Origin of the sequence: Xanthomonas sp. D-109 (assembly GCF_017746095.1) — a bacterium.
Classification (GTDB): Bacteria; Pseudomonadota; Gammaproteobacteria; order Xanthomonadales; family Xanthomonadaceae; genus Xanthomonas_A; species Xanthomonas_A sacchari.
In genome coordinates this window covers 205,828-225,340 of the sequence record NZ_JAGHWV010000006.1, presented here as the reverse complement: position 1 = coordinate 225,340, position 19,513 = coordinate 205,828, and the positions used below count along the sequence as shown (strand labels likewise).

At 69.9% G+C, this 19,513-nt stretch carries 17 protein-coding genes; 6 read left to right on the top strand and 11 right to left on the bottom strand.

What is annotated here, in order from left to right:
- Positions 1 to 20: 20 nt before the first annotated feature.
- Together glyS and glyQ are read right to left on the bottom strand one after the other, a co-directional pair.
- Complete coding sequence (glyS, locus tag J7357_RS07065) at positions 21 to 2,282, bottom strand: glycine--tRNA ligase subunit beta (RefSeq protein ID WP_209245560.1); 2,262 nt, start codon at positions 2,280 to 2,282, stop codon at positions 21 to 23.
- A 164-nt stretch (positions 2,283 to 2,446) separates the two neighbouring features.
- Positions 2,447 to 3,355, bottom strand: coding sequence for a glycine--tRNA ligase subunit alpha (gene glyQ / locus J7357_RS07060; RefSeq protein WP_010340858.1), 909 nt, complete (start codon positions 3,353 to 3,355; stop codon positions 2,447 to 2,449).
- 76 nt (positions 3,356 to 3,431) lie between these two features.
- Here glyQ and J7357_RS07055 point away from each other — a divergent pair, with 76 nt between their 5' ends.
- From J7357_RS07055 to J7357_RS07045, 3 genes are all read left to right on the top strand, one after another.
- A complete protein-coding gene (locus tag J7357_RS07055) occupies positions 3,432 to 5,252 on the top strand; it encodes a GspE/PulE family protein (protein WP_209245559.1) in 1,821 nt (606 codons plus the stop codon).
- Between the two features lie 103 nt (positions 5,253 to 5,355).
- A complete protein-coding gene (locus J7357_RS07050) occupies positions 5,356 to 6,126 on the top strand; it encodes a glutamine amidotransferase (protein WP_209245558.1) in 771 nt (256 codons plus the stop codon).
- Between the two features lie 47 nt (positions 6,127 to 6,173).
- Positions 6,174 to 7,067, top strand: coding sequence for a BPSS1780 family membrane protein (locus tag J7357_RS07045; RefSeq protein ID WP_209245557.1), 894 nt, complete (start codon positions 6,174 to 6,176; stop codon positions 7,065 to 7,067).
- A gap of 11 nt (positions 7,068 to 7,078) precedes the next feature.
- Here J7357_RS07045 and J7357_RS07040 read toward each other — a convergent pair whose 3' ends face one another.
- The 6 genes from J7357_RS07040 to J7357_RS07015 all read right to left on the bottom strand — a co-directional run bounded on the left by J7357_RS07040 (position 7,079) and on the right by J7357_RS07015 (position 11,646).
- Positions 7,079 to 7,378 (bottom strand): hypothetical protein, encoded by a 300-nt coding sequence (locus J7357_RS07040; RefSeq protein ID WP_209245556.1) that lies wholly within the window; start codon positions 7,376 to 7,378, stop codon positions 7,079 to 7,081.
- 97 nt (positions 7,379 to 7,475) lie between these two features.
- Complete coding sequence (locus J7357_RS07035; protein WP_244667336.1) at positions 7,476 to 8,468, bottom strand: trypsin-like serine protease; 993 nt, start codon at positions 8,466 to 8,468, stop codon at positions 7,476 to 7,478.
- A 636-nt stretch (positions 8,469 to 9,104) separates the two neighbouring features.
- Complete coding sequence (gene tatC / locus J7357_RS07030) at positions 9,105 to 9,839, bottom strand: twin-arginine translocase subunit TatC (RefSeq protein ID WP_010340865.1); 735 nt, start codon at positions 9,837 to 9,839, stop codon at positions 9,105 to 9,107.
- Positions 9,836 to 10,378 carry a Sec-independent protein translocase protein TatB gene (gene tatB, locus J7357_RS07025; protein WP_209245554.1) on the bottom strand — a complete coding sequence of 181 codons (543 nt, stop codon included), beginning with the start codon at positions 10,376 to 10,378 and terminating at the stop codon, positions 9,836 to 9,838. Before tatB ends, tatC begins: the two co-directional genes overlap by 4 nt.
- 15 nt (positions 10,379 to 10,393) lie before the next feature.
- Positions 10,394 to 10,624, bottom strand: a complete 231-nt coding sequence (gene tatA, locus J7357_RS07020) for a Sec-independent protein translocase subunit TatA (protein ID WP_019798768.1) — start codon at positions 10,622 to 10,624, stop codon at positions 10,394 to 10,396.
- Between the two features lie 125 nt (positions 10,625 to 10,749).
- The gene (locus J7357_RS07015; RefSeq protein ID WP_209245553.1) at positions 10,750 to 11,646 is read right to left on the bottom strand and encodes a YSC84-related protein; all 897 of its coding nucleotides are present in this window, start codon (positions 11,644 to 11,646) and stop codon (positions 10,750 to 10,752) included.
- A 167-nt stretch (positions 11,647 to 11,813) separates the two neighbouring features.
- Here J7357_RS07015 and hemH point away from each other — a divergent pair, with 167 nt between their 5' ends.
- From hemH to J7357_RS07000, 3 genes are all read left to right on the top strand, one after another.
- The gene (hemH, locus tag J7357_RS07010; RefSeq protein ID WP_209245552.1) at positions 11,814 to 12,773 is read left to right on the top strand and encodes a ferrochelatase; all 960 of its coding nucleotides are present in this window, start codon (positions 11,814 to 11,816) and stop codon (positions 12,771 to 12,773) included.
- Positions 12,770 to 13,612, top strand: a complete 843-nt coding sequence (locus J7357_RS07005; RefSeq protein WP_209245551.1) for an alpha/beta hydrolase — start codon at positions 12,770 to 12,772, stop codon at positions 13,610 to 13,612. The genes hemH and J7357_RS07005 overlap by 4 nt, the downstream gene beginning before the upstream one ends.
- 232 nt (positions 13,613 to 13,844) lie before the next feature.
- Positions 13,845 to 16,040 (top strand): methyl-accepting chemotaxis protein, encoded by a 2,196-nt coding sequence (locus tag J7357_RS07000; protein ID WP_209245550.1) that lies wholly within the window; start codon positions 13,845 to 13,847, stop codon positions 16,038 to 16,040.
- Positions 16,041 to 16,756: 716 nt separating this feature from the next.
- Here the strand turns inward: J7357_RS07000 and J7357_RS06995 are convergent.
- The 3 genes from J7357_RS06995 to ttcA form a co-directional block, all read right to left on the bottom strand.
- Entirely contained in the window at positions 16,757 to 17,548 is a 792-nt protein-coding gene (locus J7357_RS06995) for a SprT family zinc-dependent metalloprotease (RefSeq protein ID WP_209245549.1), read from the bottom strand.
- Between the two features lie 67 nt (positions 17,549 to 17,615).
- Positions 17,616 to 18,521 (bottom strand): recombination-associated protein RdgC, encoded by a 906-nt coding sequence (locus J7357_RS06990; protein WP_010340613.1) that lies wholly within the window; start codon positions 18,519 to 18,521, stop codon positions 17,616 to 17,618.
- A gap of 112 nt (positions 18,522 to 18,633) precedes the next feature.
- Entirely contained in the window at positions 18,634 to 19,509 is an 876-nt protein-coding gene (gene ttcA / locus J7357_RS06985; protein ID WP_209245548.1) for a tRNA 2-thiocytidine(32) synthetase TtcA, read from the bottom strand.
- Positions 19,510 to 19,513 lie beyond the last annotated feature (4 nt).

Genomic DNA, 19,513 nt, shown 5'->3' with positions numbered 1-19,513 from the left:
CGGTTCGACGCCTCTGCTGCTTACGCCGACAGGTGCTCGATCGCCGCGACGCTGCCGAGGCGGTCGCCCAGGCGCTTGAGCAGCGCCAGGCGGTTGCGGCGCAGCGCCGGGTCGTCGGCGTTGACCATCACGCCGTCGAAGAACGCGTCCACCTGCGGGCGCAGCCGCGCCAGGAAGTTCAGCACGGTCACGTAGTCGTGCTGGCGCAGCGCGCCGTCGGTCTCGGCGATCGCCGCTTCCACCGCCTCGGCCAGCGCGCGCTCGGCCGGCTCGCGCAGCAGGCCCGCGTCGACCTGCGCCGGAATCTCGCCCTCGGCCTTGCGCAGGATGTTGCGGATGCGCTTGTTGGCCGCGGCCAGCGCCTCGGCCTCCGGCAACGCGGCGAAGGTGCCGATCGCGTCGATGCGGCGGTCGAAGTCGTACAGCGAACCCAGCGCCGTGGTTGCTGGCACCGTCGTAGGAGCGGCTTCAGCCGCGACCGAGAACAGCGCGGCCACCGCGTTGAACTGCGTTGCCGGCACGCCCTTGTCGGAGTAGTAGCCGCGCAGGCGGTCGAGGATGAAGTCGAATAGCGCATCTGTTGCATCAAAGAGAGCGCTAGCGGGGCCTTCCTTAAGCTTCTGATCAGCGAACAATTTATAAAGATCGTCGGCTTTAAAAATACCCGCAGACTCAGCCCGCCCAATCAGACTGTTTATATCTTGCAGAAGCGAGACCGAAACCTGCGTTGTCATTGAGTTGTGGACGAGCAAGCTAGCGAACCAGCCAAGCCACCGCAGGTCAACATCAAACCCACTCTCAATCACCGTCCGCGCCAACCCCAGCGCATTGCGCCGCAGCGCGAATGGATCCTTATTGCCCGTGGGCTTCAACCCCGCGGCAAACCCGCCGGCCAGCGTATCCAGGCGTTCGGCGATCGCCAGCACCTTGCCCAGCGGCGACAGCGCGATGTCGTCGCCGGCGAAGCGCGGCTGGTAGGCCTCGTCGATCGCCAGCGCGATCTCGCTGGGCTCGCCGGCGGCGAGCGCGTAGTGGCGGCCGGCGATGCCCTGCAGTTCCGGGAATTCGTTGACCATGCGCGATTGCAGGTCGTTCTTGCTCAGTTCGGCGGCGCGGCGCGCCTGCGCCGGGTCCACGCCGACCTGCGCGGCGATCGCCTCGGCCAGCGCGGCCACGCGCTGCACCTTGTCGGCGATGCTGCCGAGCTTGGCCTGGTAGGTGACGCTGGCCAGCCCGGCGCCCATCGCCTCCAGGCCCTGCTTGAGGTCTTCGTCGAAGAAGAACTTGGCGTCGGCGAAGCGCGGGCGGATCACCCGCTCGTAGCCCTTGGCCACTTCGGCGACGTCGCGCGAGACGATGTTGGCGATGCCGATGAAATGCTCGGTGAGCTTGCCGCCGGCATCGAGCACCGGGAAGAACTTCTGGTTGCTCTCCATGGTCTCGATCAGCGCTTCCTGGGGCACCGCCAGGAACGCCGGTTCGAACCTGCACAGCACCGCCGACGGCCATTCGACCAGGTTCACCACCTGCTCCAGGTTGTCCTCGGCGATGCGCGCGCTGCCGCCGGCCTCACGCGCGGCCTGTTCGACCTCGGCGACGATGCGCGCGCGGCGCACGTCCGGGTCCACCAGCACCTGTGCGGCCTGCAGCGCAGCCATGTAGTCACCCGGCTGCGCCAGCGGCACCGGCGCGTCGTGCAGGAAGCGGTGGCCGCGGCTGTCGCGGCCGGTCTCCACGCCGAACAGCGGCATCGGCACCACCTCGCTGCCGAACAGCAGCACCAGCCACTGCACCGGCCGGGCGAAACCGTAGTCGTGGTCGCCCCAGCGCATCGGCTTGGGGATCGGCATCGCCGCGATCGCCTCGCGCAGGATCTCCGGCAGCAGCGCGGCGGTGCGCGCGCCCGGGTTCACCGCGCGGTGCACGAAGCGCTCGCCCTTGGCGTCGCTGGTGCGCTCCAGCGCGGTCCAGTCGATCCCGGCCTTGGCGGCGAACCCCTGCAGCGCCTTGGTCGGCTGGCCGTCCGCATCCAGCGCGATGTTGAGGTAGGGGCCGAGCACTTCCGCGCGCTGCTCCGGCTGCTCGACGGCCACGCCGGGCAGCAGCACCGCCAGCCGGCGCGGTGTGGACAGCGGCTTGGCGTCGCCACGCTCGACCGCGATGCCGCGCTTCTCCAGGCCGGCGATCACGCCGTCGAACAGCGCCTGGGCCAGGCCCGGCAATGCCTTGACCGGCAGTTCCTCGGTGCCCAGTTCGATCAGCAGGGGAAGGTGTTGGCTCATGTGTCAGACCTTGCTAGCGGTTTTTCCCTTCTCCCTGCGGGGGAAGGTGCCCCGAAGGGGCGGATGAGGGTGCGGCGGAGCGTTGCGGCTTTGGGTGCGGAGAGGGTAATCCGCGAGGACGTACCCTCACCCCAACCCCTCTCCCGGGGGGAGAGGGGCTTTGGTCACTTCTTGACGCCGGGGAAGCCCAGCTTCTCGCGCTGCGCGTAGTAGGCCTTGGCCACCGCCTGCGCCAGCGCGCGCACGCGCAGGATGTAGCGCTGGCGCTCGGTCACCGAGATCGCGCGGCGTGCGTCGAGCAGGTTGAAGGCGTGGCTGGCCTTGGTCACCTGTTCGTAGGCCGGCAGCGGCAGGCCGACCTCGACCAGCGCCTGCGCTTCCTGCTCGCACGCATCGAAACGGTGGAACAGTTCGGCCACGTTGGCGTGCTCGAAGTTGTACGCGCTCTGCTCCACCTCGTTCTGGTGGTAGACGTCGCCGTAGGTGACCGGCGTGCCGTCGGGGCCGTAGGTCCACACCAGGTCGTAGACGTTGTCGCAGTTCTGCAGGTACATGCACAGGCGCTCGAGACCGTAGGTGATCTCGCCCAGCACCGGCTTGCACTCCAGGCCGCCGGCCTGCTGGAAGTAGGTGAACTGGGTGACTTCCATGCCGTTGAGCCACACTTCCCAGCCCAGGCCCCAGGCGCCGAGCGTCGGCGATTCCCAGTTGTCCTCGACGAAGCGCAGGTCGTGCACCAGCGGATCGATGCCCAGCGCCTTGAGCGAATCCAGGTACAGCTGCTGGATGTTGTCCGGGTTCGGCTTCATCGCCACCTGGTACTGGTAGTAGCGCTGCAGGCGGTTCGGGTTCTCGCCGTAGCGGCCGTCGGTGGGACGCCGGCTCGGCTGCACGTAGGCCGCGTTCCACGGCTCCGGCCCGAGCGCGCGCAGGAACGTGGCCGGATGGAAGGTGCCGGCGCCCACTTCCAGGTCCAAAGGTTGGATCAGCACGCAGCCGTGCTGCGCCCAGAACTGGTTGAGGGTCTGGATCAGACCCTGGAACGTGATCGGAACGGACCGGGAAACGGACATCTCGCAGGGGGCCGGTTGAGGGGTGCGCTAGTATAGCGACCGACTCGCGGGGACTTCCGCGCACCGGACCTGGACCATGGATTCGCGCCCTGCCGCGCCGCCCGCGTCGTCGCCCGTCGAACCCACCGTGGCCTTGCCGCCGGGCCGGTTGAGCTTCGAACGCGTGGCCGCCGCATTGCTCGCCGACGGCCTGGTCGCACCGGCCGAACGCGGCCGCGTGCAGTTCTCGGCGCAGACCGCGCGCACCGCCAGCGACGTGCATCCGCTGGTGCTGCTGTCCAACCTGAAACTCGCCGCCACCCGCCCGCCGGGCAGCGAACTGAGCCTGGAACGGCTGACCGAATGGCTGGCGCAGCGCTGCGGCCTGCGCTACCTGCGCATCGATCCGACCCGGGTCGACGTGGCCGCGGTCACCGGCGTGGTCTCGCACGCCTACGCGCGCCGCCACCGCATCCTGCCGCTGGCGCTGCAGCCCGAGCGCCTGCTGGTGGCCACCAGCGAACCGCTGGCACTGGACTGGCTCGGCGACGTGCAGCACCTGGCGCGGCGCCGCATCGAAGTGGTGGTGGTCAACCCGCTGGACCTGCATCGCTACACGATGGAGTTCTTCGGCGTGACCCGCTCGGTGCGCGGCGCCAAGGACGGGCGCACCGAGCAGAGCAGCGGCCTGCCCAGCTTCGAGCAGCTGGTGGAACTGGGCCGCGGCGGCGACGTCAACGCCGACGACCACCACATCGTGCACATCGTCGACTGGCTGCTGCAGTACGCCTACGAACAGCGCGCCAGCGACATCCACCTGGAGCCGCGGCGCGAGGCCGGGCGCATGCGCTTCCGCATCGACGGCGTGCTGCACAAGGTGCTGGAAGTGCCGCCGGCGGTGATGACCGCCATCGTCAGCCGGATCAAGGTGCTCGGGCGCATGGACCTGGCCGAGCGGCGGCGCCCGCAGGACGGGCGCATCAAGACCCGCTCGCCGGGCGGGCGCGAGACCGAGATGCGCCTGTCGACCATGCCCACCGCGTTCGGCGAGAAGTGCGTGATGCGCATCTTCGACCCGGACGCCGCGTTCAAGAGCGTGGACCAGCTCGGCTTCAGCCCGCAGGAAGCGGCCGGCTGGAATGCGCTGGTGGAGCGCCCGCACGGCATCGTGCTGGTCACCGGTCCCACCGGCTCGGGCAAGACCACCACGCTGTACTCCACGCTCAAGCGCCTGGCCACGCCGGACGTGAACGTGTGCAGCGTGGAGGATCCGATCGAGATGATCGCCACCGAGTTCAACCAGATGCAGGTGCAGACCAACATCGACCTGGACTTCGCCAGCGGCGTACGCACCCTGCTGCGGCAGGATCCGGACATCATCATGATCGGCGAGATCCGCGACCTGGAAACCGCGCAGATGGCGGTGCAGGCCTCGCTGACCGGCCACCTGGTGCTGTCGACCCTGCACACCAACGACGCGCCCTCGGCGATCACCCGCCTGCTCGACCTGGGCGTGCCGCACTACCTGGTCGCCTCCACCCTCAACGGCGTGCTGGCGCAGCGCCTGGTGCGCACCCTGTGCGGCCACTGCAAGCGCCCGCACACCCTGGAGGCGCACGAGTGGGATGCGCTGCGCGAGCCGGGCGAGGCCTTGCCCGAGGCGCTGCAACCCTATGCCCCGGTCGGCTGCCTGGAATGCCGCCGCACCGGCTACCTGGGCCGGGTCGGCCTGTACGAGCTGCTGCCGGTGACCCCGCGCCTGCGCACCCTGATCCGCGCCGACATGGACCTGGCCGGCTTCAGCCGCGCCGCTCAGGACGAGGGCGTGCGCACCCTGCGCCGCGCCGGCCTGGAAAAGGTGGCCGCTGGCCTGACCACCATCGAGGAAGTGCTGTCGGTGCTGCCGCCGCGGGAGTGAAGCGCGGGGCGCTTCCCCGCCTCATGATCGCTAGTTATATGGCTATGCCGCCACCGCCGCGCGGCCTTGAACAATCCATGGCGACGGCGTCTAGAATCCCACCATGCCGTTCGCTTCTCCCGTCCGTCGCCGTGCTGCGCCCTTCCTGATCCTCGAAACCGGCGAACCGGTGGCGACGATGCGGCGCTACGGACGCTTCCCGCACTGGATCCGCGTCGCCGCCGGCCTGGCCGAGCACGACACGGTGGTGACCAATGTCGCCGCCGGGGACGCCTTGCCGGCGCGGGACGACTTCGCCGGGGTGATCGTGACCGGCTCGGCGGCGTTCGTCACCGACCGCGCCGACTGGAGCGAGCGCTCGGCCGACTGGCTGCGCGCGGCCGCCGAGGACGGCACGCCGCTGCTGGGCATCTGCTACGGCCACCAGTTGCTGGCGCACGCGCTGGGCGGGGAGGTGGCCTACAATCCGGCCGGGCGCGAATCGGGCACGGTGGACATCGAACTGCATCCGCCCGCCGCCGAGGATCCGCTGTTCGCCGGTCTGCCGGCGCGCTTCCCTGCGCATGCCACGCATCTGCAGACGGTGCTGCGCGCACCGGCCGGCGCCACTGTGCTGGCCCGTTCGGCGCAGGACCAGTGCCACGCGTTCCGCTGGGGCGAGGCGACCTGGGGCGTGCAGTTCCACCCGGAGTTCGCCACCCACCACATGCGCGGCTACGTGCAGGCGCGCGCGGACTGTCTACGCAGCGCCGGACGCTGCGCCCGTACCATCGCCCGCGAGGTCAGCGCCGCACCGCTGGCACGCAAACTGTTGCGGCGCTTCGTTCAGCACGCACGCGGGCAGCACAGCAGCGGCCAGGCAAAACCGCGATAATCTGTGCAGTCGCCGCGCTGTACGGCGTCCCCCACTTCGGATTGGCAATGATCGAGATTCGCAAGCTGCCGGCCTCGGCCGGCGCGGAATGGCTGTTGGGTGGCGTGGCCCTGCTGCGACGGGCGCCGTGGGCGCTGGGCCGGCTCGGGGTGATCTGGGGCCTGGCGACACTGCTTGCGGTGTTCCTGAGCGCGCTCCATCCGATCCTGGGCATGTTGGCGCAAATGCTCATCGGGCTGGCCGGGCCGTTGCTGTTCGGCGGGCTGGTGTGGGCCGTGCGCGAGGTCGATCAGGGCCGCAGCGCCGAGCCCGCGCACCTGCTGCAGGGCCTGCACGGCAGCCGCGCGCCGAACCTGCTGGTGGCGGTGCTGCCGCAGGCGATCGCCTTGTTGGCGCTGTCGTTCCTCGCCGTTGTGGTGATCCGTCCAGAGGGGTTGATGCAGCTGAACACGGTGATGCTCAAGCTCAACGAACTGGGCCAGTCCGGCGCGCAGCCTGATCCGAAGCAGGTGGAGGATCTGATCGCGACCCTGCCGGCGCTGCGCATCGTGATGTGGCTGATGCTGGTGGCGGTCGGTGTCGTGGGGGTGGCGCTGACCCTGTTCCTGTTCGCGCCGCAGGTTATGTTCGACGGCCGCAATGGCGTGGCCGCCATCGGTCACGGGCTGCGCGCCTGCCTGCACAACCTGCCGGCCATGCTGGTGTTCTTTGTGCTCGCCTTCCTGGCCATGTTCGCGTTCTACTTCGCGCTGGCCGTGGTGATGCTGGTACTGCAGTTGCTGGTCGGCACCACGATGACGGCCCTGATCATCCAGGTGTTGTTGATGGCGGTGCTGTCGCCGACGATCGCCGGCATCGTGTACGTGGCCTGGAAGCAGATGTTCGTGCACGCCGGCGATGCCGCAGCCGTCGCGCCGCCAGCGAATGTCATCGAAGCCTGATCGCGGCTGACTCAGCGGCGGCCGCTGCCGTCGCCGGGCGTGCGCTGGGCCGCCCGCGGAATCGCCTGCAGTTCGTCGATCACCCGCCTGGGTGCGCGCAGGCGGATCTGCACGGGGAACGATTCGTACACCACGACGCCCTCCACCACGCCCTGCGCCTTCAGTTCCATGACCCGGGCCAGCACGGGGTCCGGGGATTGCGCGCTGCCGATAATCAGCGCGGATTCCAGCGGCTCGCGATTCGCGGCCGGCCCACTGCCCAGGCTGCAGCCCGCCAGCAGTAGCAGCGTCGTGACAAGCATTCGTCTCATTCCACCTCCTCCTGCATCGCGGGTTCGGCCAACGCCGTGGTGCGCAGTCGCCCGCTGCACCACGGCGGTATCACGCAGGATCGTCACCGTGCGCGCATCACGGGTTGTCGGCGATCCAGTTCTGCAGCGTGTTGAAGACGGTACTGGTCAGCCGCGTCCCGCAGTTCTGGCTCGACGAGCCGGTGGTGTGGACGCCGCGGACGACGTAGCCGCTGTCGTAGATGCCGCTCCCGCTGTTGCCGCCGGCGGTGTCGATGGTGTAGCAGAGCCGGTAGGAGCCGCTGGTGGACACGCCCCCGGACGCACTCCACATCGTTCCGAACGGCTTGTCGCCCGGATATCCGGTGATGGTATGGGTGCCTCCCGAGTAGGTGCCCCAGCCCGCATTGCCGCCATGGGGCGCCGTGCTCAGGACGATCAGCGCATAGTCGTAGTTGCTGTCGCCGTTGTTGAGCCACGCCGTCGTGGTGATGGCACGCGCCCACGTCGCCGTTCCCCACGGCTGGTAGCTGCCGTTCTGGGCCACCGTGAAGTCCAGGCTGGAATACCAGCTGCCCGCGCCATCGGACACGCAGTGGCCGGCGGTCAGGACGTGCTTGGGCCCGATCAGCGTTCCGGTGCAGCCGATGCCGATGCGCCCGATGTGCCAGTACGGCGCGACGGTGGTGGTGGTCACCTGGACCCGCTCGTCGGTCCCGATCACCACGTTGGGGACGGCGCGGCCGTCACCGTGGTCGGTGGGACGCAGCGGCGGCGTGCCGGGCACGGAGTCCGGCAGGCGGCCGAGCAGTTCCATCGCCCTGATCGCCTCTTCGAAGAGTGCCACGTCCTCCGCGCTTGCCGGCGACGCGTACTGGTCGCCATTGCGGGTGACCATCACCGCGCTCAGGCCGGAGGCCTTCTGTTGCGGGCTCTGCAAGCGCGTGTCCGTCGGGGGTGCGGTTTCCGCGGACACGCCGGTCACCAGATTGTCGCCGTTGATGAACTTCGCTTTCCCACTCAGTTTCTGGAACGACGGCGTACCCGCGACCGCCGCGGTCGCCGCTGTCGATACCAGCAAGGTAAATCCCAGTGCAGCCAGACGTTTCATGACGTGCTCCTTGGTCATTGGGATACTGCTTCATTGCGAGAGAAGCCGGGTCGAGGCGACGTCCTGCGCACTCCCGGCCTGCCCGTCCGCCAGGGACAGGGGGTGGCGGCGTGGACGTGCACACCGCCACGAATACGGTCTTCCATGACCGTGTCGGCAGGGCCGGGATGCGGCCCGGTGCCGATGTTCCTGCAATGGTGTGCGGCTCCGACGCCGTGTATGCGGATCGCGCGATCCAGCGTCGGCCACAAGCCGGCAACACACCTTTCTCTGACTCAGCTGCAGCGTTGGCGAAATGGCGGGGAGTGGCGCACCGCAACGAGGTCAGCGCCGCGCCGTGGAAGCGCATCGCACCGCTGAATCCGCAGATCACGTCGTCGCGCAAGCGACAGCACCCGCGCATGGGCAATCAGCGTGCGCGCAAGGGAATGGTCTTGGTCGTGTGTACCGGCAGTCATTCGCACGCGGCACCTTCCTTGGCGTATTCGCGGCCCCCAGGGGGCATCCGTTGCGGTGTGTCCGGAACGACGGCGTGCAGTCGACCGTGGGAACTTTTATACGTCACGCGCCAGGGCGTTGCCGTAATTCGCATCCCAGATCACCGCAAGCGATCGCGCGGTCTACCGCCGCATTCGCTTACTGCGTCCGCGCCTGACTCGACACCAGCCAGCTCGACGCCAGGATGCCCAACTCGTACAGCAGGCACATCGGGATCGCCAGCATCAGTTGCGAGACCACGTCCGGTGGGGTCAGCACCGCGGCCAGCACGAAGATGCCGACCACCGCGTAGCCGCGGCCCTCGCGCAGTTGCTGCGGGGTCACCCAGCCGAGCAGGGCCAGGATCACCAGGGCGACCGGCAACTCGAAGCTGGCGCCGAAGGCGAAGAAGATCGCCAGGACGAAGTCCAGGTAGGCACCGGCATCGGGGGTGAGCTGGATCACGTCCGGCTTGAACGTGGTCAGGAAGTGGAACACCGCCGGCAACACCAGAAAGTAGGCGAAGCCGCAGCCGAGGTAGAACAGCACCACCGCCGAGGCCAGCAGCGGCAGCGCCAGGCGCTTCTCGCGCTGGTACAGGCCGGGGGCGACGAAGGCCCAGGCCTGGTACAGCAGCCACGGTGCGGACACGAACAGCGCCAGGAAGAACGCCAGCTTCAGCGGGGCGATGACCGCGCCGGCCGGGTGCGTGGCGATCACGCTCTGGCCCACCGGCAACTGCGCCAGCATCGGCTCGGCCAGCCAGGAGTACAGGCGCTTGGAGAAGGGCAGCAGTGCCACCACCACCACGCCCAGGCCGATCAGCGCGCGCATCAGCCGCGCGCGCAGTTCGATCAGGTGTTCGATCAGGCTGCTTTCGGCTTCGACGTTCATCGCGGCGCCTCCGGGTCATCGGAGAGCGGCTGGCCGGTCTGCGCGGTCGCGGCCGTGGGCACCGGATGTGGTGCGGCCGCACCGCGTGCGGCGGCCGGCAATGCGGACGCTGCGGGCGCGACCGCGTGCGGCGGCGTCGGCAGGGAGGTGGCCGTGTCGGCAGCGTGCGGCATCGAAAGATCGGCGGTGTCGGCGGCGGCTGCCGGCGCGACTGTCGGCGCGGCGTCGGCAGGCGACACCGGAGGATTCGGATCGATCTCGCGGCGCAGCGCCTCGGTCTGCCGCTGCAGCTCCTGGCCGCTGTCGCGCAGTTCGGTTTCGGCCTGGCGCAGGGAACTCTGCACATCGTGCAGGCTGCGCTTGAGTTCCTCGGCTTCCAGTTCGCGTTCCAGTTCGTGCTTCACCGAGTCCCATTGCGCGCGGGCACGGCGCACCCACAACCCGGCGAAGCGCGCCGCCTTGGGCAGGCGTTCGGGCCCCAGCACCACCAGGGCCACTACCGCGATCACCAGCAGTTCGCTGAATCCGATATCGAACACGCCGGCGGGGTCCCGTCAGTGCGCGTCGCGGTCGCGTTCGGCCTGGGTCTGGCGGGACGGCTCGCTGCTGCTGCGCGTCTCGTCGCCGAGCTGGCCGGCGGGCTTGTCCTCGTCGCGCATGCCTTTCTTGAATTCCTTGACCGCGTTGCCCAGATCCTTGGCGCCGCTCGTCAGCCGCTTGGTGCCGAACACCAGCAGCACGATCACCAGCACGACCAGCCAGTGCCAGATGCTAAGACTGCCCATGATCCGCTCGCAGAAAAGTCGTAAGGAACCCGCAGGATAACGCACCGCGCCGCGCCGCGTTACCTTTCCCTGCCATGCAGGCGTGCCTGCACGGACGGATGGACAGGTGGCGTTGGGAACGGCGCTCAGCGATCGCCGTCGAGCTTCTCGGTGCGGATCTCGCCGTCGGACACCGGCTGGAAGCCCTGCTGCGCCGGCTGCGTCTGGCCCTGCAGGGGTACGGTGCTGGCGGCGGCGTCGGGCGCGGCGGTCGGTTCCGGCGCGGCCGGCGGCGCCGGCATGGCCGGTGCCGGGGCGGCAACTGGATTGCCGCTGCCATCGGTGCCACGGCTCTGCCGCGCGGCGTAGGTGGCTTCCTCGAGCTTGTCGCGGAAGGCGACGATGTCGTTGGACGGACGGTTGGTGGTGCGGCCCTCGAAGATCATCCGCGGGGTGGTGTTGCTGCCGTAGGCGTTGAGGTCGGCGGCATCGTCGATCTGCAGCGCGGCGCCATCCAGGGCGACGCCGGCGAACAGGCCACGGGCGCGCGACCACGACCAGATCTCGGCCTTGAGCTGGCCGTCGGTGGCGGCGGCGGCGTTGCGCCCGACCGGGCCGGCGGCGACGCCGGCATCGGCGCCGAGGGTGAACTTGCCGTTGACGATGTTGTCCAGGCTGCGGTCGTTGCGGAACACCAGCACCACGTCGGAGGACTGCACGCCGACCTGGAAGCCGATGCTGCCGCCGGTGAGCTTGACGAACACCGGGTTCGACCAGGTGCCGTCGGGGCGCTTGACCGACATCAGGCCGTGGCCGCGACGCCCGCCGATCACCAGGCCTGCCTTGAGCGTGTCCGGGATCACCACGATGGCGCGGCCCTCGTCGAGCAGCTTGTCGGGGATGGACTGTTCGGGGATCCGCTGGATGTCGGTCAGCACGCGCAGCGCGTTGCGGGCGCGCTCGTCCTCTTCCGGTCCGGCCACGGCGTGACCAGCGAACAACACGGTGCTCAACAACAGGGCGAGGCGCGGCAGGAGGGGCATGGCGGGCTCCGAAGTAGGTCCGCAGCAAGATACTGCAAGTACTTGAACTTAGTCACAGGGCAATGAATCGGCAATGAGTGCCGCCGCCGACAGGTACAGGCGCCGTCGATCGCCGCGATCGAGCGGATCCACACGCCGTGGGGCGTGCGCTCTGCCACAATGCACGCATGTCCGACGCACCCGAGACCGCCATCCTGGTGGTGAATCTAGGCACGCCCGAGGCGCCCACCGCGCCTGCGGTCGCCCGTTACCTGGCCGAGTTCCTCGGCGACAAGCGCGTGGTCGCGATCCCGCGCCTGTTCTGGTGGCCGCTGCTGCACTGGGTGATCCTGCCGCGGCGCTCGCCCAAGTCGGCCGAGAAGTACGCGCAGGTCTGGCTGGCCGACGGCTCGCCGCTGGCGGTGTACACCCGGCGTCTGGCCGAAGGCATGCAGCGCGAACTGCCCGGGCACCGCGTGGCCTGGGCGATGCGCTACGGCGCCCCGGCGCTGGCGCCGGCCCTGGACGCGCTGCGCGAGGCCGGCGTGCGCCGGATCGTGGTGCTGCCGCTGTACCCGCAGTATTCGACCACCACCACCGCCTCGATCGAGGACGTGGTGCAGGCCTGGCAGGCGCGCCATCCGCAACTGCCGGTGCATCTGATCGAGGACTACCCGACCGACCCGGCCTGGGTCGCCGCGGTCGCCGACAGCGTGCGCGCGCACTGGGCGCAGCACGGCCGCGGCGAGCGCCTGTTCTTCTCCTTCCACGGCCTGCCGCAGCGCGTGGCCAACAACGGCGACCCCTACCCGCAGCGCTGCGAAGCCAGTGCGCAGGCGATCGCCGATGCGCTGGGCCTGGAGGCCGGGCAGTGGGAGCTCGGCTACCAGTCGCGCTTCGGCGCCGAGCGCTGGCTGCGCCCGTATGCCGAACCGCGGCTGTGGGAACTCGCGGCGCAGGGGGTCAAGCAGGTGGACGTACTCTGTCCCGGCTTCGCCACCGACTGCCTGGAAACCCTGGAAGAAGTGGCGATGGGCTTCGTCGAGACCTGCGCCGAACGCGGCATGCAGGTGCGCTACATCCCCTGCCTCAACGACGCCCCGGCGCACGCGCGCGCGCTGGCGCAACTGGCGGCCCGCACCGCATGAGCCTGCGTTCCTTCGCCTGCCCGTCGCGGGTGGGCGCGTTGGCCGGATTGCGCAGCGGCGATCCGCAGGGACCGAAGGCGCTGGCCTTGCACGGCTGGCTCGACAACGCCGCCAGCTTCGTGCCGCTGAGCCGGCACCTGCCGCAGTGGGATCTGGTGATGCTGGACCTGCCCGGCCACGGCCACAGCAGCGACCTGCCCGATGGCGCCGAGTACCTGCTGGCCAGCGCCCTGCACCCGGTGCTGGACGCGGCCGATGCACTGGGCTGGGAGCGCTTCGTGCTGATCGGCCACTCGATGGGCGCGGCCATCGCCAGCCTGCTCGCGGCCGCAGCGCCGCAGCGCATCGACAAGTTCGTGGCGATCGAGATGCTGGGCGGCCTGGCCGAGAGCGAGGCGGGCGCTGTGGAACGGCTGCGCAACAGCGTCGCCAGCACGCGCCGCGCCAATGCCACGCCGTTGCGCGTGTTCCCCGACCTGGCCGCGCCGGTACGGGCGCGGATGCTGGCCAACCAGCTCAGCGAGCCGGCAGCGCGGCTGCTGGTGGAGCGCGGCGTGCGCGCGGTGGACGGCGGCTACGTGTGGCGCAGCGACCGCCGCCTGACCCTGCCGACGGCGATCCGCGCGACCGAGTCGCAGATGCAGGCGCTGCTGCGCGGCATCGAATGCCCGACCGCGGTGGTGTTCGCCGATCCGGCCCAGGACATGTTGCCCGAGCCGCTGCGCCTGCAGCGCGCCGCGTGCCTGCGCGACGGCCGCGTGCACACGCTGCCCGGCACCCACCATCTGCACATGGAACAACCGGCGGCAGTGGCCGCGTTGCTGCACGACTTCCTCTGAGGCGGCCGCGGCCGGCGCGGCGGTCGCCGCACCGCAGTGCGCCTGCGGCGCCATCGCTCCGTCGCGCACCCCGCACGCGGACTGCGACGCACACATCACCTGCGCTGTGCAGCCCGCCGCGGTCGTGCGCTTTCCGGCGTCACAGTTCGGCATGTTGTCGCCGTGCCGTCGCGGTTCGGAAAAGTTTCGCGCACAGCGTAGCGCGCACCTTCCGCCCTACGCCGCACTTCCCATGATCCACCTCCTTCGCCGCTACCGGGTCGGCCCGCGCCTGACCTTCGCCTTCGCTGCCCTGCTGTTGATCTGCGGCGCCCTGATCGTCGCCAGCCTGGCGTCGATGGCGCTGGCGCGGCAGCAGCTCGACGACATCGCCCTGGACAAGATGGAGAAGATCCGCCTGTCCAACGCCATGGTCGCGGCGCAGGCGCGGCTGGAGATCGGCCTGCTCAACGATGTGATCCTGACCAACCCCGACGAGAAGCAGGCGGTGGTGCGCGCCATCGGCGACGCCCAGCGCGACTACACGCAGGCGCGGCGCAAGCTGTTCGCGCTGCGCCTGGACCCGGCCGACCGCACCGGTGCGCAGCTGCGCGCGGCAATCGACAAGGCCTACGTGCAGGTGCAGCCGTTCCAGTCGCAGGTGCTGGCATTGGCCGCCGACAACCAGAACCTGGATGCGCAGACCCTGCACCTGTACACGTTGCAGCCGCTGCTGGCGCAGTGGCAACAGGCGATCCAGCGCAATGCCGCGCACCTGCGCACGCTCAGCGACGGTTCCTACGTGCAGGCGGTGGCCACCATGACCCATGCGCGCTGGTTGCTGCTGCTCGGCGGCGGCCTGTTGCTGGCGGTCAGCGCCTGGTTGGGCTGGTGCATCACCCAGAGCCTGGTACGACCGCTGCGCGAAGGTACCCGCGTCGCCGCGGCGATCGCTGCCGGCCAGCTCGATGCGGTGGTGCCGGCGCAGGGCAACGACGAGGCCGCCGACCTGCTGCGCAGCATGCAGACCATGCAGACCCAACTGCGCGCGGTGCTGGCGGAACAGCGGCGGATGGCGCAACGGCATGCCGACGGCGCCATCGCCTGTCGCGGCGATGCGGCGGCATTCCCGGGCGACTACGGCCAGTTGCTGCGCGACGCCAATGCGCTGGTCGACCTGCACGTGGGCACCGCGCAGTCGATGGTGACGCTGATGCGGCGCTACGCCATCGGCGACCTGAGCGAGGACATGCCGCGCCTGCCCGGCGAGCAGGCCGCGATCTCCGAGGCGATGGATGCGATCAAGGCCAACCTGGGCACGCTCAGCCGCGACATCTGGCACCTGGCCGAGGCGGCCGCGGCCGGCGATTTCAGCGCACGCGCCGACCTGGGCGCGCACCAGCACGATTTCCGCATCATGCTCGAGAGCCTCAACCAGCTGATGGCGACGGTGGACGGCAATCTCGGTCAGTTGTCGGGCTTGCTGCGCGCCATCGCCAGCGGCGACCTGGGCGTGCGCATGCACGGCGACTTCCGCGGCGTGTTCGCCGACATGCGCGACGACGCCAACGCCAGCGCCGACCAGCTAGCGTCGATCGTGGCCGGCATCCAGCACGCGGCCGCGGCGATCGACGCCGAGGCCGGCGCCATCGCCGGCGGCCACCAGGACCTGTCGCAGCGCAGCGCCGAACAGGCCGGCACGCTGGAGCGCACCGCGCGTGCAGCGGCGCGCCTGACCGAGACCGTGCGCCAGAACGCCACGCACGCGCACCACGCCAATGCGCTGGCCGACGCGGCGGCGACCGTGGCCGGCCACGGCGGGGCGTCGATCGATGCGGCGGTCGGTACGATGCAGGGGGTGGAAGCGGCCTCGCGCAAGATCGGCGAGATCATCGGGGTGATCGATGGCATCGCCTTCCAGACCAACATCCTCGCGCTCAATGCGGCGGTGGAAGCCGCACGCGCCGGCGAGCAGGGCCGCGGCTTCGCGGTGGTCGCCAGCGAGGTGCGCGCGCTGGCGCAGCGCTCGGCCGATGCGGCCAAGGAGATCAAGCGCCTGATCGAGGCGTCGGTGGACCAGGTCGCGGTAGCCTCGGCGCAGGTGCACGACGCCGGCCGCACCATGGGCCGCGTGCTGGCCTCGGTGAGCGAGGTCAACGCGTTGATGGCGGGGATCGCGGCGGCCTCCCAGGAACAGGCCGCCGGCATCGAGGAAGTGGGCCAGGCGATGGCGCAGATGGACCGCAGCACCCAGCAGAACCTGGCGTTGGTGGAACAGGCCACTGCGGCGTCGCATGCATTGGAGCAGCAGGCCGGCAGCCTGAGCGAGGCGGTGGCGGTGTTCCGCCTGGCCGGTACGGCACCATTGGTGCCGCGCGCGGAGGAGGAGCCGCCGGTACTGGCAATCCAGCCTGCGCCGGTCGGCTTCGATTACGCGCGCAGCGCCTGATGCGAAGGCGTCAGCGGGAAGTCGGGCGCAGCGCAGGCAGCGACCCGTAGTCGTCCATCGTCACCTCGAATCCGCGGGCGTCAGGGGCCTGCGGACAGTGCTGTCGGGATGCGCCCTACACACTGAACGTGAAGCTTGTGTGTAAAAGAATTTTCGCTTAAGTTGCGCCCGCGCCTGCCGTCAACAGGCGTAGACGCGATACGTCCTGTGTTCGCGGCTCGATCCCGGCGTCCTGACATGCCGGCGTAGCGCCGCTCGGACCGTACCGCCTCGCTGGCGCCGGAGGTCGCGCCTGATTTGCGGTAGGCGGGAGGAGAGGGGGCCTACCGGGCGCTGCATGGAGTTCTGCTTCCGCAGCGCTGGGCCAACCCACCGCGATGCGCCCGCAGCGGCGCACCTACCCACAGTCGTTATCCCTCTTGTTCGCATCCCCGTCGCGCCATCTCGTGCCGCAGCGCAGCATGCTTGTCCGATTCGCTACCCATCCGCACCCTCGCCGCTGACGCCGCGCGCACCGCGATGTTCGGTGTTCAGCCGCGGTCTGGTGTAGCAGCGCCGCGAGGTCGTCCGGGCGCTTCGAAGAGCGTGCTCGGCCAAGTGGCGTGTGCAGCTTGTTTTGTAGGAGCGGCTTCAGCCGCGACAGGCTTTCCCGGTGACGCCCGTCGCGGCTGAAGCCGCTCCTACGGCGCATCTTCCATCGTGCGTGGATCCGCTCTTCAGTCGCGCTCGGGCCGCAGCAGCCAGCGCAGATGCGCCTTGAGCTGGCGGCCGTGCTGATGGAACCAGGTGCGCTCGGCGCGCCAGTCGGGGAAGCGCGCTTCCACTTCGTGCCAGAACGCTGGCGAGTGGTTGGCCTGGATCAAGTGGCAGAGCTCGTGCACCAGTACGTACTCGAACGCCGAGGGCCGCCCCAGCACCAGCGCCAGGTCCAGCGCCATGCTGCCGTCGGGCGCCAGCGATCCCCACTGCGAGGACATGACCTTGTAGCGCACCGCGCGCGGGGCGCGCGGCAGCGACGGCAGGTAGCGCGGCAGCCAGCGGCCGACGTCGGCGCGGGCCTGGGCCTCGTAGAAATCGCGCAGCGCGCGGCGCAGCGCCGCATCGCCGCCGCGCGGCGGCAGGTGCACCTGGGCCACGCCATCGACGAGCGCGATGCGCGCGTAGCGGGCATCGTGCCAGGCCACCGGCAGCGACTGCCCGCGCAGCGGCAGTTCACCAGCCTCGCCCGGGCGCAGCGGCGCCAGCGTCTCGGCGGCGACATAGCGCGACAGTTGCTGCGCCAGCCATTGCCGGTTCTCCAGCAGGAAGCGCTCGCCGGCGACCAGGCTGGCGCGCAGCGGCAGGGTCAGGCGCGCGCCGCGTTCGTCCACGCTGAGCTTGATGCGCCGCGCGCGCGGGTCGCGCACGCGCAGCACCTCGACTTCGCGCTCGTCCAACCGGAAGCGGACGAGGTCGCGTTCGACGGCCGCCGGGGGCGGCGCGATCAGGCGACGGAGCAGATCGGGCATGGGCACAGCATACCGCCGGTGCGGGTGCGCACGGTGACAGCCGCGTGCGGCCGCCTCCGCCGCGGCATCAGTCGGCCTTGCTCAGCTTCAGCGCCGCTTCCAGCAGCAGGAACAGGCGCCGCACCTCGGCGCTCATCAGCGCGAAGCGCGCGTCCAGCTCGGCGCGCACGCCGTCCTGGTCGGCATGCTCGAGCTGGTCCAGCGCGCCGTCGAGGAACTTCAGCTTGCGGATCACCAGATCGTCGCCGAGCACGAAGGACACGTGGTCGTCGAGCACCAGCGCCAGCTTGGTGACCTGCTTGCCCGCTTCCAGGTGCTTGTCGATCTCGTCGCAGCGCAGTTCCTGGTGCTGGCACTTGACCACCGCGCCGCCTTCGATCGGATCCTTCATCTCGCACTCTTCGCCCAGGCTCAGGCCTTCGGGCAGCGGTTCGCCGGCGATCCAGCCGGTGAGGATCGAGCGCGGCGCCACTTCGGCATTCAGCGGCAGCGCCGGGAAGCTGCCGAGCAGGCCGCGGATCTCCGACATCACGTTCTCGCCGGTCTTGCGGCTGGAGGTGTCCACGGCGACGTAGCCGTGCTGCAGGTCGAGCATGGCGTCGGTGCGCGAGGACTTGACGAAGGCACGCGGCAGCAGCTCATGGATCAGGTCGTCCTTGAGCCGCTTGCGGGCGCGGCCGCCGGGGCGCCGGCCTTCCTTCTCCTCGATCTCGGCGACCTTGCGCGCAAGCAGGTCGTTGACCACCGAGCCGGGCAGGATCTTGTCCTCGCCGCCGACGGTCAGCCACAGGAAATCGGCGATGCGGTGCGACAGCGCTTCCTGCTCGTCGCGGCCGAACGGGGAGATGAAGCCGCGCGAGCTCATTTCCAGCGGGCCGACCGACTTGAGCAGGGCCTCCGGCAGGAGCTTTTCGACCTCGGAGAAATCGAGCGTGGTGGGAAAGCGGAACAGGGTCAGATTGCGAAAGAACATTGAGCATCCAGCGGAAGGAAACGGAACGGTCCGGCGGCGTGCGCCGGGGAGCGGTGGCCATTGTCGCATCGTGCCCGCCCGGGTACCGCATCGGGCGGTTCAGCGAGGTGGGTCAGCCCGGCGCGTCGTCCGCCCAGGCACCGGCCGGCGCCATCGCGGCGCCGCCGAGCGCGGCGAAGTCGAACAGCGCGCGGTCGGCCAGTTGCGCCGGATGCACGTTGCCCAGCGCGCGGGCGATCTGCTCCACCCGCCCCGGATGCTCCCGGTCCCACTGCTGCAGCAGTTGCCCGACCTGGCGGCGCTGCAGCGTCTCCTGGCTGCCGCACAGCGTGCAGGGGATCAGCGGGAAGGCCTGCGCCTGCGCGTATGCGGCGATGTCGTCCTCGCGCACGTAGGCCAGCGGCCGGATCACCACGTGGCGGCCATCGTCGCTGCGCAGCACCGGCGCCATCGCCGCCAGCTTGGCGTGGAAGAACAGGTTCATGAAGAACGTGGCGACAATGTCGTCGCGGTGGTGCCCCAGCGCGATCTTGGTGAAGCCATTCTCCGCGGCGTAGCGGTACAGCGCGCCACGGCGCAGCCGCGAACACAGCGAACACAGGGTCTTGCCTTCCGGCACCACCCGGGTGACCACCGAATAGGTGTCCTGCTCGATCACATGCCAGGGCACGCCGCGCTGGCGCAGGTAGGTCGGCAGCACGTCGGCGGGAAACCCCGGCTGCTTCTGGTCCAGGTTCACCGCCACCAGCTCGAACGGCACCGGCGCCTTGCGCTGCAGCTGCAGCAGGATGTCCAGCAGGGTGTAGCTGTCCTTGCCGCCGGACAGGCACACCATGACCTTGTCGCCGGCGCCGATCATGCCGAAATCGGCGATGGCCTGGCCGACCTGCCGGCACAGGCGCTTGCCCAGCGTCGCGGCGTTGCGGGCGGCAGGCGGTGCGGGATCGGCGAGCGGGTGCAGCGGCGGCAGGGGCAGGGGCGAGGTCATCGGC

Coding starts and splice junctions, on each gene's coding strand:
- glyS (WP_209245560.1), bottom strand. CDS start 2,282: ATGAGCCAACACCTTCCCCTGCTGATCGAACTGGGCACCGAGGAACTG.
- glyQ (WP_010340858.1), bottom strand. CDS start 3,355: ATGTCCGTTTCCCGGTCCGTTCCGATCACGTTCCAGGGTCTGATCCAG.
- J7357_RS07055 (WP_209245559.1), top strand. CDS start 3,432: ATGGATTCGCGCCCTGCCGCGCCGCCCGCGTCGTCGCCCGTCGAACCC.
- J7357_RS07050 (WP_209245558.1), top strand. CDS start 5,356: ATGCCGTTCGCTTCTCCCGTCCGTCGCCGTGCTGCGCCCTTCCTGATC.
- J7357_RS07045 (WP_209245557.1), top strand. CDS start 6,174: ATGATCGAGATTCGCAAGCTGCCGGCCTCGGCCGGCGCGGAATGGCTG.
- J7357_RS07040 (WP_209245556.1), bottom strand. CDS start 7,378: ATGAGACGAATGCTTGTCACGACGCTGCTACTGCTGGCGGGCTGCAGC.
- J7357_RS07035 (WP_244667336.1), bottom strand. CDS start 8,468: ATGAAACGTCTGGCTGCACTGGGATTTACCTTGCTGGTATCGACAGCG.
- tatC (WP_010340865.1), bottom strand. CDS start 9,839: ATGAACGTCGAAGCCGAAAGCAGCCTGATCGAACACCTGATCGAACTG.
- tatA (WP_019798768.1), bottom strand. CDS start 10,624: ATGGGCAGTCTTAGCATCTGGCACTGGCTGGTCGTGCTGGTGATCGTG.
- J7357_RS07015 (WP_209245553.1), bottom strand. CDS start 11,646: ATGCCCCTCCTGCCGCGCCTCGCCCTGTTGTTGAGCACCGTGTTGTTC.
- hemH (WP_209245552.1), top strand. CDS start 11,814: ATGTCCGACGCACCCGAGACCGCCATCCTGGTGGTGAATCTAGGCACG.
- J7357_RS07005 (WP_209245551.1), top strand. CDS start 12,770: ATGAGCCTGCGTTCCTTCGCCTGCCCGTCGCGGGTGGGCGCGTTGGCC.
- J7357_RS07000 (WP_209245550.1), top strand. CDS start 13,845: ATGATCCACCTCCTTCGCCGCTACCGGGTCGGCCCGCGCCTGACCTTC.
- J7357_RS06995 (WP_209245549.1), bottom strand. CDS start 17,548: ATGCCCGATCTGCTCCGTCGCCTGATCGCGCCGCCCCCGGCGGCCGTC.
- J7357_RS06990 (WP_010340613.1), bottom strand. CDS start 18,521: ATGTTCTTTCGCAATCTGACCCTGTTCCGCTTTCCCACCACGCTCGAT.
- ttcA (WP_209245548.1), bottom strand. CDS start 19,509: ATGACCTCGCCCCTGCCCCTGCCGCCGCTGCACCCGCTCGCCGATCCC.